Origin of the sequence: Ferrovibrio sp. (genome assembly GCF_035304305.1) — a bacterium.
Taxonomy (GTDB): domain Bacteria; phylum Pseudomonadota; class Alphaproteobacteria; order Ferrovibrionales; family Ferrovibrionaceae; genus Ferrovibrio.
This window is the reverse complement of record NZ_DATGQG010000038.1, coordinates 1-14841: the sequence shown is the minus strand read 5'-3', so window position 1 is coordinate 14841 and position 14841 is coordinate 1. Positions and strand designations below refer to the sequence as shown.

At 68.1% G+C, this 14841-nt stretch carries 14 protein-coding genes; 12 read left to right on the top strand and 2 right to left on the bottom strand.

The window, feature by feature from the left end:
- Position 1: 1 nt before the first annotated feature.
- From xdhA to xdhC, 3 genes are read left to right on the top strand one after another with little or no spacing between them, the layout of a single operon-like run.
- Complete coding sequence (gene xdhA / locus VKZ87_RS04470; RefSeq protein WP_324220050.1) at positions 2 to 1447, top strand: xanthine dehydrogenase small subunit; 1446 nt, start codon at positions 2 to 4, stop codon at positions 1445 to 1447.
- Complete coding sequence (gene xdhB / locus VKZ87_RS04465; RefSeq protein ID WP_324220049.1) at positions 1444 to 3762, top strand: xanthine dehydrogenase molybdopterin binding subunit; 2319 nt, start codon at positions 1444 to 1446, stop codon at positions 3760 to 3762. The genes xdhA and xdhB overlap by 4 nt, the downstream gene beginning before the upstream one ends.
- The gene (gene xdhC / locus VKZ87_RS04460) at positions 3759 to 4559 is read left to right on the top strand and encodes a xanthine dehydrogenase accessory protein XdhC (RefSeq protein ID WP_324220048.1); all 801 of its coding nucleotides are present in this window, start codon (positions 3759 to 3761) and stop codon (positions 4557 to 4559) included. The genes xdhB and xdhC overlap by 4 nt, the downstream gene beginning before the upstream one ends.
- Positions 4560 to 4608: 49 nt before the next feature.
- Here the strand turns inward: xdhC and VKZ87_RS04455 are convergent, their stop codons facing one another.
- On the bottom strand, positions 4609 to 5835 hold the full coding sequence (locus VKZ87_RS04455; RefSeq protein WP_324220047.1) for a DUF2336 domain-containing protein: 1227 nt from the start codon (positions 5833 to 5835) through the stop codon (positions 4609 to 4611).
- Positions 5832 to 7139 (bottom strand): sensor domain-containing diguanylate cyclase, encoded by a 1308-nt coding sequence (locus tag VKZ87_RS04450; protein WP_324220046.1) that lies wholly within the window; start codon positions 7137 to 7139, stop codon positions 5832 to 5834. The genes VKZ87_RS04455 and VKZ87_RS04450 overlap by 4 nt, the downstream gene beginning before the upstream one ends.
- A gap of 95 nt (positions 7140 to 7234) precedes the next feature.
- Here VKZ87_RS04450 and VKZ87_RS04445 point away from each other — a divergent pair, with 95 nt between their 5' ends.
- The 9 genes from VKZ87_RS04445 to VKZ87_RS04405 all read left to right on the top strand — a co-directional run bounded on the left by VKZ87_RS04445 (position 7235) and on the right by VKZ87_RS04405 (position 14815).
- Positions 7235 to 7933 carry a pyrimidine 5'-nucleotidase gene (locus tag VKZ87_RS04445; RefSeq protein WP_324220045.1) on the top strand — a complete coding sequence of 233 codons (699 nt, stop codon included), beginning with the start codon at positions 7235 to 7237 and terminating at the stop codon, positions 7931 to 7933.
- An 87-nt stretch (positions 7934 to 8020) separates the two neighbouring features.
- Positions 8021 to 8875, top strand: a complete 855-nt coding sequence (gene dapD / locus VKZ87_RS04440) for a 2,3,4,5-tetrahydropyridine-2,6-dicarboxylate N-succinyltransferase (RefSeq protein ID WP_324220044.1) — start codon at positions 8021 to 8023, stop codon at positions 8873 to 8875.
- Positions 8876 to 8929: 54 nt separating this feature from the next.
- Positions 8930 to 9505 carry a response regulator gene (locus VKZ87_RS04435; protein ID WP_324220043.1) on the top strand — a complete coding sequence of 192 codons (576 nt, stop codon included), beginning with the start codon at positions 8930 to 8932 and terminating at the stop codon, positions 9503 to 9505.
- Positions 9506 to 9629: 124 nt separating this feature from the next.
- Entirely contained in the window at positions 9630 to 10196 is a 567-nt protein-coding gene (locus VKZ87_RS04430) for a MarR family winged helix-turn-helix transcriptional regulator (RefSeq protein ID WP_324220042.1), read from the top strand.
- Between the two features lie 50 nt (positions 10197 to 10246).
- Positions 10247 to 11476 (top strand): ABC transporter substrate-binding protein, encoded by a 1230-nt coding sequence (locus tag VKZ87_RS04425; protein WP_324220041.1) that lies wholly within the window; start codon positions 10247 to 10249, stop codon positions 11474 to 11476.
- Positions 11477 to 11512: 36 nt separating this feature from the next.
- Positions 11513 to 12382, top strand: coding sequence for a branched-chain amino acid ABC transporter permease (locus tag VKZ87_RS04420; protein WP_324220040.1), 870 nt, complete (start codon positions 11513 to 11515; stop codon positions 12380 to 12382).
- Positions 12379 to 13380, top strand: a complete 1002-nt coding sequence (locus VKZ87_RS04415) for a branched-chain amino acid ABC transporter permease (protein WP_324220039.1) — start codon at positions 12379 to 12381, stop codon at positions 13378 to 13380. Before VKZ87_RS04420 ends, VKZ87_RS04415 begins: the two co-directional genes overlap by 4 nt.
- Complete coding sequence (locus VKZ87_RS04410) at positions 13377 to 14108, top strand: ABC transporter ATP-binding protein (RefSeq protein WP_324220038.1); 732 nt, start codon at positions 13377 to 13379, stop codon at positions 14106 to 14108. The genes VKZ87_RS04415 and VKZ87_RS04410 overlap by 4 nt, the downstream gene beginning before the upstream one ends.
- The gene (locus VKZ87_RS04405) at positions 14105 to 14815 is read left to right on the top strand and encodes an ABC transporter ATP-binding protein (protein WP_324220037.1); all 711 of its coding nucleotides are present in this window, start codon (positions 14105 to 14107) and stop codon (positions 14813 to 14815) included. The genes VKZ87_RS04410 and VKZ87_RS04405 overlap by 4 nt, the downstream gene beginning before the upstream one ends.
- Positions 14816 to 14841 lie beyond the last annotated feature (26 nt).

Here is a 14841-nt window from a genome sequence, read left to right as displayed (position 1 = left end):
CATGTCCGAACCCGTGAGGTTCGTATCGCGCGGCCAGGTGGTGACGGTGGGGCCCGATGTCCCCCACACCATGACGGTGCTCGAGTATCTCCGCCTCCGGCTGCGCCGCACCGGCAGCAAGGAAGGCTGCGCCGAGGGCGATTGCGGTGCCTGCACGGTGGTGATCGGCGAGGCCGTCTATGGCCGCCTGCGCTACCGCGCCGTGAACGCCTGCATCCTGTTTGTCGCCCAGCTCGACGGCAAGGCATTGTTCACCGTCGAGGATCTGGCGGACGGCGAAGCCCTGCATCCCGTCCAGCAGGCGATGGTCGAGACCCATGCCTCGCAATGCGGCTTCTGCACGCCGGGCTTCGTCATGTCGCTGTTCGCCTGTTTCCATCATGGCGTGACGCCTGATGACGAAAGCCTGAAAGATGCGCTGGCCGGCAATCTCTGCCGCTGCACCGGCTACCGCCCGATCCTCGAGGCGGGACGCCGCATGTTCGAGATCGCGCGCGAGGACCGCTTCACCGCGATGGAAGCCGCCCTGCTGCAGCAGCTCGGGCAGCTGAAACGCACGCGCATGCTCAGGCATTCCACGGCGGCGGGCGATTTCCTCGCGCCGCGCAGCATCGATGAACTGATCGAAACGCTCGAGACCCTGCCGGACGGCAAAAGCTGGCTGCTGGCCGGCGGCACCGATGTCGGCCTCTGGGTGACCAAGCAGCAGCGCCAGCCACGCAGCATCGTGTATCTCGGCCGCGTCGCCGAGCTGCAGCAAATCAGCGACGACGGCCATGCCGTCACCATCGGCGCCGGCGTCACCTATGCCGACGCCTTCGCCGCCATCGAAAGCCTGCATCCGGATTTCGCCCGGATGGTCCGCCGCCTCGGCTCGGTGCAGATCCGCAATTCCGGCACCCTTGGCGGCAATATCGCCAATGGCAGCCCGATCGGCGACAGCATGCCGCCCCTGATCGCGCTCGGCGCGACGATCACGCTGCGCGGCCGGGCGGGGTCGCGGCGCCTGCCGCTGGAGGACTTCTATCTCGGCTACCGGAAGACGGCGCTGGCGCCGGGCGAGATCGTCGAAAGCGTCACCGTGCCGAAGCCCGGCGCCGACAGCCGCTTCGCGGTCTACAAGCTCTCGAAGCGCTTCGACCAGGACATCTCCGCCGTGCTCGGCGCCTTCCATGTGAAACTCGACGGTGGCACGGTCAGGGAAGCGCGCATTGCCTATGGCGGCATGGCCGCCGTTCCGGCCCGGGCACTCAGGGCCGAGGCCGCGCTGACCGGCGCATCGCTGCCGGATGTCGAGGCGGCAGTCGCGGCCCTGGCCGAGGACTTCCGGCCCCTCAGCGACATGCGCGCCTCCGCCGGATACCGCCTGCTGGCGGCGCAGAACCTGCTGCGCAAGTTCGCGCTGGAAGCGAACGGCCAGCGCATCCGCCTGGAGGCCGCCGAATGACCGCCGCCCGCAGGCCGATTCCCCATGACAGCGCGCCCCGGCATGTCACCGGCAGCGCGCGCTACATCGACGACCTGCCCGAGCCGGAAGGCCTGCTGCATGCCGCCCTGCATCTCAGCGACCGGGTGCATGCGAGGATCAGGAGCATCGATCTCAGCGCGGCCCGGGCCGTGCCGGGCGTGGCTGCGGTCATTACGGTGGCCGATGTGCCGGGCGATCCGGACATCGCGCCGGTGGTGCGTCCCGAGCCGGTGCTGGCTCAGGACACCATCGAGTTCCACGGCCAGCCGGTCGCCGCGATCGCTGCCCGCGATCTCGCCACGGCGCGGCGCGCGGCCAGGCTGGTAAAGGTGGAATACGAGGACCTGCCGCCGCTGCTCGACCTGGCCGAGGCCGTCGAGAAGCAATCCCTGCTGCTGCCGCCGCTGCAGCTGAAGCGCGGCAACGCGCAGGAGGCCATCGCCCGCGCACCGCATCGCCTGAACGGCGAGCTGCATCTCGGCGGTCAGGATCACTTCTATCTCGAGGGACAGGTCAGCCTGGCCGAGCCGCGCGAGGGTGGCGACACCTTCGTGCACTGCTCCACCCAGCATCCTTCCGAAGTCCAGAAGCTGGTCGCCCGCGTGCTGGGCAAACCGCTGCACAGCGTCACGGTGGAATGCCGGCGCATGGGGGGAGGCTTCGGCGGCAAGGAAAGCCAGGCGGCCCAGTTCGCCTGCATCGCCGCGCTGCTCGCCCATCGTACCCAGAAGCCGGTCAAGCTGCGGCTCGACCGCGACGAGGACATGATCGTCACCGGAAAGCGGCATGATTTCCTCGTCCGCTACGATGTCGGCTTCGACGCGGAGGGCCGCATCCTCGGCTACGATCTGCTGCTGGCCGGGCGCGGCGGCTGGGCCGCCGACCTGACCGGCGCCGTGGTGGACCGCGCCGTCTTCCATGCCGACTCCAGCTACTGGATTCCCGATGTGACGATCACGGGACTCTGCTGCAGAACCAACACGGTTTCGAACACCGCCTTCCGCGGCTTCGGCGGGCCGCAGGGCATGGCGGCGACCGAATACGTCATCGACGAGATCGCGCGCCATCTGGGCCGCGATCCGCTTGAGGTGCGGCTGGCCAATCTCTACGGCAAGACCGAACGCAACGTCACGCCGTATTTCCAGACGATCCGCGACAACATCCTGCCCGAGCTGTTCGCAGACCTGCTGGCCAGCAGCGACTATCGCCGCCGCCGGCAGGAGATCGACGCCTTCAATGCGCATAGTCCGCATCTGAAGAAGGGCCTGGCGCTGACCCCGGTGAAGTTCGGCATCTCGTTCACCACGAGCTTCCTCAACCAGGCTGGCGCGCTGGTGCTGATCTACGAGGACGGCTCGGTGCAGCTCAATCACGGCGGCACCGAGATGGGCCAGGGCCTCTATATCAAGGTCGCGCAGGTGGTCGCCGACGTGCTCGGCATCGGACTGGAGCAGATCCGCATCACCGCCACCCGCACCGACAAGGTGCCGAATACCTCTCCCACCGCCGCGTCATCGGGCGCCGACATGAACGGCAAGGCGGCGGAAGCGGCGGCGCTGACCCTGCGCCGGCGGCTGGCCGAGGTGGCCGCGCCAATTCTGGGCGTGCCGCCGGACGGCATCCGGTTCAGGGACGGCATGCTGCAGGGCGGCGGCAATGTCATGTCCTTCGCCGAGGCCGTGCATAACGCATACATCGCCCGTGTCTCGCTGGCTGCCTCGGGCTACTACGCCACGCCGGGCATCCATTTCGACCGCACCACGCGCAGGGGAAGCCCCTTCTTCTATTTCGCCTATGGCGTCGCAGCGACCGAAGTGCTGGTCGACTGCTTTACCGGCGAATACCGCTTCACCCGCGCCGACCTGCTGCATGATTGCGGCGACTCCCTGAACCCGGCCATCGATCTCGGGCAGGTGGAGGGCGGCTACCTGCAGGGTCTCGGCTGGCTCACCATGGAAGAACTGTGGTGGGATGCTGACGGCCGGCTGCGGACCCATGCGCCGAGCACCTACAAGATTCCGACCGCGCGCGACCTGCCGGCGGATTTCCGCGTCAGGCTGGTCAACGGCAAACCCAATCCGGCCGAGACGATCTTCCGCTCGAAGGCCGTGGGCGAGCCGCCGCTGATGCTCGCGATCTCCGGCTGGCTGGCGCTCAAGGATGCGGTGGCCGCCGCGGCCGGCACGCAGCGCGTCCATCTCGATGCGCCGGCAACGCCGGAGCGCGTGCTGCTGGCCATCGAGGCGGCGAAGCGCAAACTGGCCGCCGCGCCCGAAGCGGTGGCGGCGAAATGAGCGGCTGGCTGAATGCGCTGACGGATCTGGAACAGCGCGGCATTCCCGCCGTGCTGGTCACGGTTGCCGCCGTCGACGGTTCGGCGCCGCGCGAGGCCGGGACCAAGATGGTGGTGACGCCCGAGACCAGCATCGGCAGCATCGGGGGCGGCACGCTCGAATTCCGCGCCATCGAGATCGCCCGCCACATGCTGGGCGGCAAACAGGGGCCGAGCCTGCGCAAGTTTCCGCTCGGGCCCGCGCTGGGGCAATGCTGCGGCGGGCATGTCACGCTGCTGTTCGAACCGCAGCGGCCGGACCTGTTCAACGTCGCGCTGTTCGGCGCCGGCCATGTCGGCAGGGCGCTGGTTCAGGTGCTGAGCGCCCTGCCCTGCCGCATCCGCTGGTTCGATCCGCGCGCCGACCAGTTCCCCGACCATGTGCCGCCCGGCGTCAGTGTCGAGATCACCAATGCGCCGGAACGCGAGATCGCCGGCCTGGAGGACGGCAGCTGGCTGCTGATCATGACCCACAATCACGCGCTGGATCTCGGCATCGCCGCGAAAGCGCTGCAGGAGAACCGCTTCGCCTATGTCGGACTGATCGGCTCGGAGACCAAGCGCGCCCGCTTCGAGAAGCGCTTCCGCGAGCTCGGCATCCCGGAACAGCAGATCGTGAAACTCACCTGCCCGATCGGCATCGACGGCGTTTCGGGCAAGCATCCCGGCGAAATCGCCATCGCCACGGCAGCGCAGCTGCTGCGGCTGCGCGAGGCGGTAAAACAGGGCCTGCGCGTGGTGGACGAGAGCGCCGCCTGACCGGCAGCGATCAGCAACACTGACGTGTAATGCATGGTCGAACAGCCGCCTAGAGGCCCAGAATCCTGAGCTGGTCTTCCATTTCGCCGCGTGTCATCGGGTAATCCGTGCCGTTGCGCGCGTTCACCATCAGGCGCGGCGGCACGCGCACCAGATCCCGCTGGATCATCACCGCCGTGCGCATGGTGAACTTGGCGCGCCAGACCAGCGCCGTGATCAGCCGCCCGTTGCGCGCCTCGAAAGCCTTCTGGACCACCGAGAGCGGAATGCGGCCGTTCTGCACCAGCGCCTGCAGCACGAAATTGCGGTCCCCGCGCTCGACCGCATCCTGCACCATGTCGTTGTCGAGCTTGTTCTCCCGGATCAGCTGCATGACGCGGGCTTCGGTCTCCGCCATCGAGGGCTGGTCGTCAGCCGTCTCCTCCAGCTTCACGTCGAGGCGCTGCTCGACGATCTGGCGCAGCTCGGCCAGCGTGTCGGCCGGCAGGTCACGGCGGCCGGCCAGCCGCGTCAGCAGCGAGGCGGCAACGAAGCCCGCGATGCGCTTGGCCGCCTTGCCCGGCAGGTTCGGCCGCTGCACCAGCGGCTCGTGCCAGGGCTCGATGCCCGGCGCGGCATCGAGGATCAGGTCCAGGGTTTCCTCGCGAATCTGCGCGGAATCGTTGGCCAGCAGCGCGGCGACGGCGGAGACGTCGCGCGTCGCCACGATGGCATCCGAGACCGGACCGGACAGCCCGACGCGTCGCGCGATGGCGGCGAGCGCGCCCGACTGCGCCGCACCGGCGACGATCTCGCGCAGGTCGTCGTCGGTCAGCAGCGGCGAGAATTGCAGCACCGGCGCCGAGACGATCAGCTCGACATCATGCGCCAGCTGCCTGACCAGGTGATGCGGCACATGGTCGGCCGCCTTGATCGCCTCCGACAGCACCGCGCGGATGCGGGTCAGTTCGTCGCGCGCCAGCAGTTCCAGCGTCTGGATGGCGTATTCGCGCGCCTTGCCGGCTTCGTCGTCCGGCAGTTCAGGCAACAGGCGGGCGACCTTTTCCGCCAGCCGGGCGCGCACCTCCTCGGAGGAATCGTTGGCCAGGATGATATGGGCCTGGGCCGGCGTCGCCTCGTTCTCCGCGATGGCGCGGCGGACCTCCTCCGCCTCGTCGACGGCGAGGTAATAGAGAATCTCCGGCTGGATGTCCCGGCGCTGCGCCAGCTGCAGCCGCACCGACTTGTCGGCGGAGGCGGCGAGTTCCTTGGCCTTGTCGTAGGGAATGCTGCTCATGACGCCGCACCCGCATCGTCGTCGGGCGGCGGCGCGATATGGCTGCGACCCTTGCCGCCCTTCTTCGCCACATACATGGCCTCATCGGCGCGGCTGATCAGCGCCTCCGCCGTCTCCGGCCGGTCGAGCCGCGAGAAAACCGCGCCAACGGAGAGGCCAAGCGGAAAGCCCTCGACGCCGAATTCGCGGTCGAGCCGCCGTCCGGCTTCGTGAAGGCGCTGGGCAATCGATTCCGCCGCCGGGCGGCCGGTCTCCTCCAGCCAGATCAGGAACTCGTCGCCGCCGATGCGGGAGGCGAGATCCAGCGCACGCACGAGGCGGCGCGTCTCGTCGGCCACCGCCTTGAGCACCGCATCGCCGGTCTGGTGGCCGCGCACGTCATTCACCTTCTTGAAATTGTCGAGGTCGAAATAGATCAGCGTGCCGCGCAGGCCGTTGCGGCGATGCCGTTCCAGCCGCTTGTCCAGCTCGGCGAGGAAGGCGCGGCGGTTGAGCAGGCCCGTCAGGCCGTCGGTATTGGCCAGCTTGTTGAGCTTCTTCTGCGCCCGGCGCAGCGCATCGACCCGCTCGCGCGCCTCGGTCACGTCGCGCGCCACGCCGCGGGTTCCGAGCCATTCGCCCCTGGTGTCGCGCACCGGCAGGCAGGACACCTCGAAACAGCCGATGCTGCCGTCCTTGCGCTGCAGGAAGACTTCCACCGCCTCGAGCTGCGCATTGGCGTCGAAGGGCCAGATGGCAGGCGCCGGCGTTTCCGGATCGTCCGGCGCCGCCAGCTCGCGCGCCGAGCGGCCTTCCAGTTCGCGCGCGGTATAGCCGAGCGCGCCGCGCGGCGAGACGAAGCCGAAGCGGCCGTCGGATCTGGTCTCCCAGGCGAAATCCGTCGAGCAGGCAACCAGATCGCGGAACAGCTGGCGCGACTGCATCAGTGCCTGGATCAGGTTGCGTTCCAGCGTGGTATCGCGCGCCAGGAGCAGCACCTGCCGCGTCGTGCTGTTCGCGCCGCCGGCGGGAATCAGCGTGACCTGCAGGGCCGCGCCGCGCGCACCGGGCAGGTCGGCATGTTCCTGCCGCGGCCGACCGTCGCCCAGCGCGGCGTCGATGGCGGCTGCAAGCGCCGGCAATGCGCCGCCGGCAATGGCGGAAAGCAGCGGTTCGGCCGCCGCATTGGCAACCAGCACGCCGCCCTTGTGATCCAGCAGGGCAGCGGGGCCGGGAAAAAGCGGCACCAGAGCAGCCGGTGCGATCTGAGCCTCGCCCTGTTCCCCTGCCACTTCCTGCCCCAAAGCCAGACCCGGCGCGACCAACAAACCCTCCCGCGCGGCCCGCATCCGCGGCCGCCGATGCTCGCCATTCTAGACGGAAGGTCCTATCCTGCGAAACCGTGATGACGCCGCCTCAAATGCCTGCCGCTGCTGACAAAACCGCCTTTCTCGCCGGCGACGCCCTGCGTCGGGCCGAGACCTGGATTTTCGACCTGGACAACACGCTCTACCCGGCGCGCTGCAACCTCTTCGCGCAGATCGACCAGCGCATGGGCGAGTTCATCTGCGGCCATTTCGGCATCGCGCTGGAGGACGCCAAGCGGCAGCAGAAGGGCTTTTTCAACCGCCATGGCACGACCCTGCGCGGCCTGATGGTGGAACACGGCATCGATCCGGCCGCCTTCCTGGAATACGTGCATGACATCGACGTTTCGGTCGTGCCGCCGGCGCCGGAGCTGGATGCCGCGCTCGACCGCCTGCCCGGCCGCAAGATGATCTACACCAACGGCACCGTCGCCCATGCCGACCGCGTGCTGCAGCGGCTCGGCATCGCGCATCATTTCGAGGCGGTGTTCGACATCGTTTCGTCGCAATACCTGCCGAAGCCGCAGGAGACGCCCTACCGCCGGCTGCTGGACGCCCATGCGGTCGATCCGCGCAGCGCGGTGATGGTGGAGGACATGGCGCGCAACCTGGTGCCGGCGGCAGCGCTCGGCATGACCACGGTGTGGATTCCGACCCACGAGGCCTGGTCGGCGCCGGACGACGGCGACGGCCATATCCATCACATCGCCCCCGATCTGACCGCCTTCCTCACCGACCTGACCCGGGGCTGAACGCCGCCGCTGGTTGACTGGCAGGGCCCGGCGGCTATTGTCTCGCGGATTTCGCGCCCTCCCGTGACGCCTGCAAGAGGAATTTCCATGTCCGACGCCGCCCTCAAGAGCCAGCTGCAGCCCGTGATCGACGCCGCCTGGGACAACCGCGACCAGGTCAATTTCCAGACCAAAGGCGAGATCCGCGATGCCGTGGAAGCGACGCTGGAGGCGCTGGACGACGGCAGGCTGCGCGTCGCCGAGAAGACGGGCGGCAAATGGGAAGTGAACCAGTGGGCCAAGAAGGCCGTGCTGCTGTCCTTCCGCCTCACCGACAACATGCTGATCTCGGATGCGCCGGGCGGCGCGCACTGGTTCGACAAGGTGCCGTCGAAATTCGCCGGCTGGAACGAGCAGCGCTTCCGCGCCGCCGGTTTCCGCGCCGTGCCGGGCGCGGTGGTGCGCCGGGCAGCCTATATCGCGCCGGGCGTGGTGCTGATGCCGAGCTTCGTCAATCTCGGCGCCTATGTCGACAGCGGCACCATGGTGGACACCTGGGCCACCGTCGGTTCCTGCGCCCAGATCGGCAGGAACGTGCATCTCTCCGGCGGCGCCGGCATCGGCGGCGTGCTCGAGCCGCTGCAGGCCAATCCGGTGATCATCGAGGACAACTGCTTCATCGGCGCCCGCGCCGAGGTGGCAGAGGGCGTGATCGTCGAGGAGGGCTCGGTGCTCTCCATGGGCGTCTATCTCGGCGCCTCCACCAGGATCATCGACCGCGCCACCGGCGAGGTCTTCCAGGGCCGCGTGCCGGCCTATTCGGTGGTGGTGCCGGGCAGCCTGCCGGGCAAGCCGCTGCCCAACGGCGAGCCGGGCCCGTCGCTCTACTGCGCGGTGATCGTCAAGCGGGTCGACGCTCAGACCCGCTCGAAAACCTCCATTAACGAACTGCTCCGCGACTGACACAAACGCTTCGTTAAGGGCTGGCGGAGAGACTGGCGGGCGAACAGGCCCGCCATGACCAAGCCCCAGCGCCTCGATCCGAACGCCTTCCGCCGCGCCTCCGTCCTGGTGGCCGAGGGCGATCGCGGCCTGCGCCGCGCCCTGCGCGACGTGCTGCTCGGCATGGGCTTTCCGGTGATCCATGTCGCCGGCACCGCGGCCGAGGCGCAGCGCCAGCTGCTGCAGAACAGCCCGAACGTGGTGCTGCTGGACAACAGGCTGCCCGGCAGCGATGGCATCAGCTTCACCCGCCGGCTGCGCCGCGACCGCGCCTCGGGCGGCCAGACGCCGATCATCCTGATGGCGGAAGCCCCAGACACCGCCCTGGTGGCCGCCGCCCGCGACGCCGGGGTCAACGAGATCGTGGTCAAGCCGGTCGCGATGGAGGCGCTGATCCTGCGGCTGATGCATGTGCTGCAGGTGCCGCGCCGCTTCATCCGCAGCAGCAGCTTCGTCGGCCCCGACCGGCGCCGGCTGGGCGAGCGCCGCCGCAGGGCGGACCGGCGCCAGACGGTGCAGATCGCGGCGGGGAACGAACGCCGCCAGCGCATCGACCGCCGCTACGGCGAGGATCGCCGCAAGTCCGGCTGAGACGCGACACGCCGGGATTCCGGATTGTCCGCTTGCATTACAATTCTGCTTCTTTACAATCCCGGCCGGCGGTGCGCAGACACCGTGTGGGGGAGGAACAGGCATTCCCATGCCGGCGGTACCGTTGAAAGCGACCAGGACCGGAAGCAGGACCAGCCTGCGCGGGGCCCCTGCCGGCACCGCGGTGGATTACGGCCGCCTGCCGCAGCATGTCGGCTATCTGCTGCGCCTGGCGCAGCTGCGGGTCTGGGAGGATTTCTACGCCCGCCTGGCGCCGACCGGCATCACGCCCTCGCTGTTCTCCGCCCTCATCCTCGTCGAACGCAATCCCGGCCTGCAGCAGAGCCGGCTGGGCGAGGCCCTGGGCGTCGCCCGCTCGGGCGCCATGACCATGGTCGACCGGCTGGAGCGGCTCGGCCTGGTGGAGCGCCGCACCGATCCGCGCGACCGCCGCGCCTACGGCCTCTTCCTGACGCCCGAGGGCCAGCGCCGCATGGCCGAATTCACCGCCCGCGTCGCCGAGCATGACCGCCATGTCACCGGCGCGCTCACCCCGGCCGAACACCAGACCCTGATGCAGCTGCTGCAGAAATTCATCGGCCCGGCGCGCAACGGCGGCGCCGTCCATTCCGCAGCGGAAGACGATCCGCTACCGTCACGCCACAAGCCTGCCGCCGGAACAGCCCGGTAGCAGCGGCCAGAGAAGTCGAAGAAGCTGACAATCCACGGGAGGAACAGCAAATGACCAAGCTTACACGCCGCCAGTTCGCCGCCGGCACCGTCGCCGGCGCCGCCCTGTTCGCCGGCAGCGGCCCCTTCAACATCGTCCGTGCCCAGGGCGCCAAGCTGCGCATCGGCTCGATCCATCCGCGCTCGGGCTACCAGGCCCAGCTCGGCCTCGCCTGCCAGCGCGGCATCGACATCGCCCCGCGCGTGCTGAAGCAGCTCGGCATGGGCGCCGACATCGAGATCATGAGCGCCGACACCGAATCCAACGTCGACGTCGCGCGCAGCCGCGCCGAGAAGCTGATCAATGACGGCGCCAATGTGCTGATCGGCGCCTTCGACAGCGGCCAGTCGGCCGCCATCGCCCAGGTCGCCGAGCAGAAGGGCGTGCCCTACATCATCAACGTGGCCGCCGCGCCGCAGATCACCGAACAGGGCTACAAGTTCGTCTTCCGCAACTTCCCGACCGCGCCGATGCTGGTCGGCGACGGCCTGAACCTGATGAAGGGCGTCTTCGAGAAGAGCGGCATCACGCCGAAGACCGCCGTCTTCATGCATGTGAACGACACTTTCGGCCAGTCGATGGCCGGCGCGATCAAGGCGATGGCGCCGCGCTTCAACCTGCCCTTCCAGATCGTCGAGACCATCGCCTACGACCCGCAGGCCAAGGACCTCTCGGTGGAGATCGCCAAGGCCAAGGCGACCGGCGCCGAGATGCTGATGCCGGTGACGCGCCTGAACGACGCCATCCTGATGGTGCGCGAGATGGTCAAGCAGCGCTGGGAGCCGAAGATCGTCATGAGCCCCGGCGCGCCGGGCTTCTACGAGGGCCAGTTCTACAAGACGCTGGGCAAGTTCTCGAACGGCATGATCACCAACGTGCCGTGGTACAACCCGCGTTCGCAGCTTACCCAGAAGCTGCTGGACGAGTTCACCAAGACCTACAAGAACGAGATGTTCGAACTCAATGTCGGCTTCTCGTTCGAGGCCGTGATGGTCGCCGCCGACGCCTTCAACCGCGCCAAGAGCACGGACGGCAAGGCGCTGGCCGACGCGATCCGCCAGACCAGGATCGAAAACCACGTGATGGCCGGCGGCACGCTGCAGTTCAACGAGAAGGGCCAGAACGTCAACATCAAGTCGGTCACGCTGCAGAACCTCGACCAGCGGCCGAAGGTGGTCCTCCCGCTCGACATCGCGGAAGACAACCTCCTGCTGCCGCTGCCGAGCTGGAGCAAGCGCTGACAGCCGCGTAACCGCAACGATTGCCGAAGATGACCGATGCCTGCTGAACTCATCGCCAACGTCGCCCTGCAGGGCATACTGACAGGGCTGGTCTACGGCCTGATGGCGCTCGGGCTGTCGGTCATCTTCGGCGTCGTGCGCGTGGTGAACTTTGCCCATGGCGAGATGATGACGATCGCGAGCTATGCCGCGATCGTCGCCTTCGGCGCCTGGAACATCGACCCCCTGGTGGCCATGGTGCCGATCGCGGTAATCCTCTTCGCGCTCGGCTATGTCATGCAGGCGGTCCTGATCAATCCCTTCGTCAACCGCCCGGAACACAGCCAGTTCATCCTGCTCGCCGCCGTGGCCATCATCATGGTCAATGCGCTGCTGATGGTCTTCGGCCCCGATGCGCGCAGCGTTCTGGTCGACTACTCGCTCGACTCGGTCGAGATCGGCCCGTTGCTGGTCGACAAGGTGCGCGTGATCACCGCCGTGCTGGCGCTGGCGATCGCCGCCGGCCTGTTCGCCTTCTTCAGGCTGACCCGCACCGGCCGCGCCATCCGCGCCTGTGCCGACAACTACCTCGGCGCCCTGGTGGTCGGCCTCAACGTCAGACGGCTCTATGCCCTGACCTTCGGCATCGGCTCGGCCTGCGTCGGCGCCGCCGGCGCCATGATGGTGCTGCTGATCGACACCACGCCGAGCATCGGTCCGGCCTTCACCCTGCAGGCCTTCGTCATCGTCATCGTCGGCGGACTGGGCTCGATGCCCGGCGCGCTGCTCGGCGGCATCCTGATCGGCCTGTCGGAAGCGATGTCCGGCCTGTTCTTCGCGCCCTCGGCGAAAAGCATGTTCGCCGTCGCGCTGCTGATCCTCGTGCTGCTCTTCCGCCCGCAGGGCCTGCTGGGACGCAAAGCATGATCGCCCGTCTTGTCGATGGCGTGCCGAAGCGCGCGCTGATCCTGCTCGGCCTGCTCATGGCCGCGATGCTGGTCGCGCCGCTGCTGGTCGACCCCTACATCCTCTCCGTCCTCGTCATCATTCTCTACTTCGCCTATACCGGCCAGGCCTGGAACGTGATGATGGGCTTCGCGGGCCAGCTCAGCCTCGGCCATGCGCTCTATGTCGGCCTCGGCGGCTATACGGCGGCCGCGCTTTACGTGCATTTCGGCATCGGTCCCTGGGCCGGCGTCTGGGTCGCCATCGCGATATCCATGGCCTTCGGCCTCGGCATCGGCTTCCTCGCCTTCCGCTTCGGCATCGGCGGCGTCTATTTCGCCCTGCTGACCATCGCCTTCGCCGAATTCACCCGCATCGGTTTTGACCACTTCGACTGGGTCAACGGCTCGGGCGGCCTCTTCCTGCCGGTCGAGCAGTACAGCGTGAACGACCTGCCGAACCTGCGCGGCTCGCCCACCATGTTCTACTACATCCTGCTGGCGCTCACCGCCGGCGCCTTCCTGCTCTGCCGCTGGCTGCTGACCGGCCGCATCGGCTATTACTGGCTGGCAATCCGCGAAGAGCCGGAAGCGGCACAGACGCTGGGCATCAACGTCTTCCGCTACAAGATGATCGCCGTCGCCATCTCCGCCGGCATGACGGCGCTCAGCGGCGTCTTCTTCGCCTTCTACTACAACAACCTGTTTCCCGAGCAGATCTTCAACATCAGCCGCTCGATCGAACTGATCCTCGGTCCGATCATCGGCGGCGTCGGCTCGCTGTTCGGGCCGATCCTCGGCGCCTTCGTGCTCACCGTACTGGCGGAAACCGTCACCGAGGTGATGCATGCGCTGGGCTACGAGATCCCCGGCATCAAGCAGGTCTTCTACGGTATCTGCCTGCTGGTGGTGATCATCTACCTGCCGCACGGCATCTGGCCGCCGCTGCGCAAGCGCCTCGGCCTGGAGCAGAAGCCATGAGCGCGCCGCTGCTGTCGGTTTCGGGCATCTCGAAAAGCTTCCGCGGCCTGCGCGCGGTGCGGCAGGCCTCGCTGGAGGTGCCGCAGGGCGGCATCGTCAGCCTGATCGGACCGAACGGCGCCGGCAAGACGACGGTGTTCAACATGATCGCCGGCGTCTTCCGCCCGGACGAAGGCAGCATCACCTTCGACGGAAAGCGCATCGACGGGCTGCGGCCGGACCAGATCTGCCATGCCGGCATCGGCCGCACCTTCCAGATCGTGAAGCCGTTCAAGGAACTCACGGCGCTGGAGAACGTGCTGGTCGGCGCGCTGCGCGCCGAGCGCGACGTGCGGGCGGCGAAGCGCAAGGCGGAAGCCGTGCTCGACCGCCTCGGCATGCTGGACAAGCGCGGCCAGCCGGCGGCGCAGCTCACGCTGCCCGAGCGCAAGCGGCTGGAAGTGGCGCGCGCGCTGGCCGGCGAGCCTAAGCTGCTGCTGCTGGACGAGGTGATGGCCGGCCTGCGCCCGACCGAAACCGACCAGATGGTCGCCGTCTTCCGCGAGATCAATGCGAAAACCGGCATGACCATCCTGCTGATCGAGCATGTCATGCGCGCCGTGATGGCGCTGTCGCAGCAGGTCGTCGTGCTGCATCATGGCCAGGTGATCGCCGACGGCACGCCCGAGCAGGTGGTGCGCGATCCGGCCGTGCTGGAATGCTATCTCGGCGAGGAGGCCGCGGTATGAGCCTCGTCCTCGACCATGTCGATGTCTTCTACGGCGACGCCCAGGCGCTGGACGACGTCTCGCTGGAAGTGCCCAGGGGCAGCATCGTCGCCATCGTCGGCGCCAACGGCGCCGGCAAGTCGACCCTGATCCGCACCATCGCCGGCATCGAGACGCCGCGGCGCGGCAGCATCCGCTATCAGGGCGAGGAGATCGCCGGACTGCCGAGCTACAGGGTCTGCAATCTCGGCATCGGCCAGGTGGCGGAAGGCCGCCAGGTCTTCCCGACGCTGACGGTAGCCGAGAACCTGCAGATGGGCGCCCTGCTGCCGCGCGCGCGGGCGAAGGAAAAGGCCACGCTGGAAGAGGTCTATGCGCTGTTCCCGAAGCTGGCCGAGCGCCGCGACCAGGCGGCCGGCACCATGTCGGGCGGCGAGCAGCAGATGCTGGCCATCGGCCGCTGCCTGATGAGCCAGCCCGAACTGATCATGTTCGACGAGCCCTCGCTCGGCCTGGCGCCTGCGATCGTGCAGGAGGTGTTCCGCATCATCAAACTGCTGCACGAGCAGCGCGGCATGACAGTGATCCTGGTCGAGCAGAATGTCGCCGTGTCGCTGAAGCTCGCCGACCGCGCCTATGTGCTGGAGAACGGCCGCATCGTCATGCAGGGCAGCGGCGAGGAACTGCTGCACGACGACCGCGTCCGGCAGGCCTATCTGGGGCTGTAAAGCCGGCTCTCACCAGCTTCGCCGCC

Excerpts from the sequence above, each read along its gene's own strand:
- VKZ87_RS04420 (WP_324220040.1), top strand. The coding sequence starts at position 11,513 with ATGCCTGCTGAACTCATCGCCAACGTCGCCCTGCAGGGCATACTGACA.
- xdhB (WP_324220049.1), top strand. The coding sequence starts at position 1,444 with ATGACCGCCGCCCGCAGGCCGATTCCCCATGACAGCGCGCCCCGGCAT.
- VKZ87_RS04435 (WP_324220043.1), top strand. The coding sequence starts at position 8,930 with ATGACCAAGCCCCAGCGCCTCGATCCGAACGCCTTCCGCCGCGCCTCC.
- dapD (WP_324220044.1), top strand. The coding sequence starts at position 8,021 with ATGTCCGACGCCGCCCTCAAGAGCCAGCTGCAGCCCGTGATCGACGCC.
- VKZ87_RS04415 (WP_324220039.1), top strand. The coding sequence starts at position 12,379 with ATGATCGCCCGTCTTGTCGATGGCGTGCCGAAGCGCGCGCTGATCCTG.
- VKZ87_RS04445 (WP_324220045.1), top strand. The coding sequence starts at position 7,235 with ATGCCTGCCGCTGCTGACAAAACCGCCTTTCTCGCCGGCGACGCCCTG.
- xdhC (WP_324220048.1), top strand. The coding sequence starts at position 3,759 with ATGAGCGGCTGGCTGAATGCGCTGACGGATCTGGAACAGCGCGGCATT.
- VKZ87_RS04405 (WP_324220037.1), top strand. The coding sequence starts at position 14,105 with ATGAGCCTCGTCCTCGACCATGTCGATGTCTTCTACGGCGACGCCCAG.
- VKZ87_RS04425 (WP_324220041.1), top strand. The coding sequence starts at position 10,247 with ATGACCAAGCTTACACGCCGCCAGTTCGCCGCCGGCACCGTCGCCGGC.
- xdhA (WP_324220050.1), top strand. The coding sequence starts at position 2 with ATGTCCGAACCCGTGAGGTTCGTATCGCGCGGCCAGGTGGTGACGGTG.
- VKZ87_RS04410 (WP_324220038.1), top strand. The coding sequence starts at position 13,377 with ATGAGCGCGCCGCTGCTGTCGGTTTCGGGCATCTCGAAAAGCTTCCGC.
- VKZ87_RS04455 (WP_324220047.1), bottom strand. The coding sequence starts at position 5,835 with ATGAGCAGCATTCCCTACGACAAGGCCAAGGAACTCGCCGCCTCCGCC.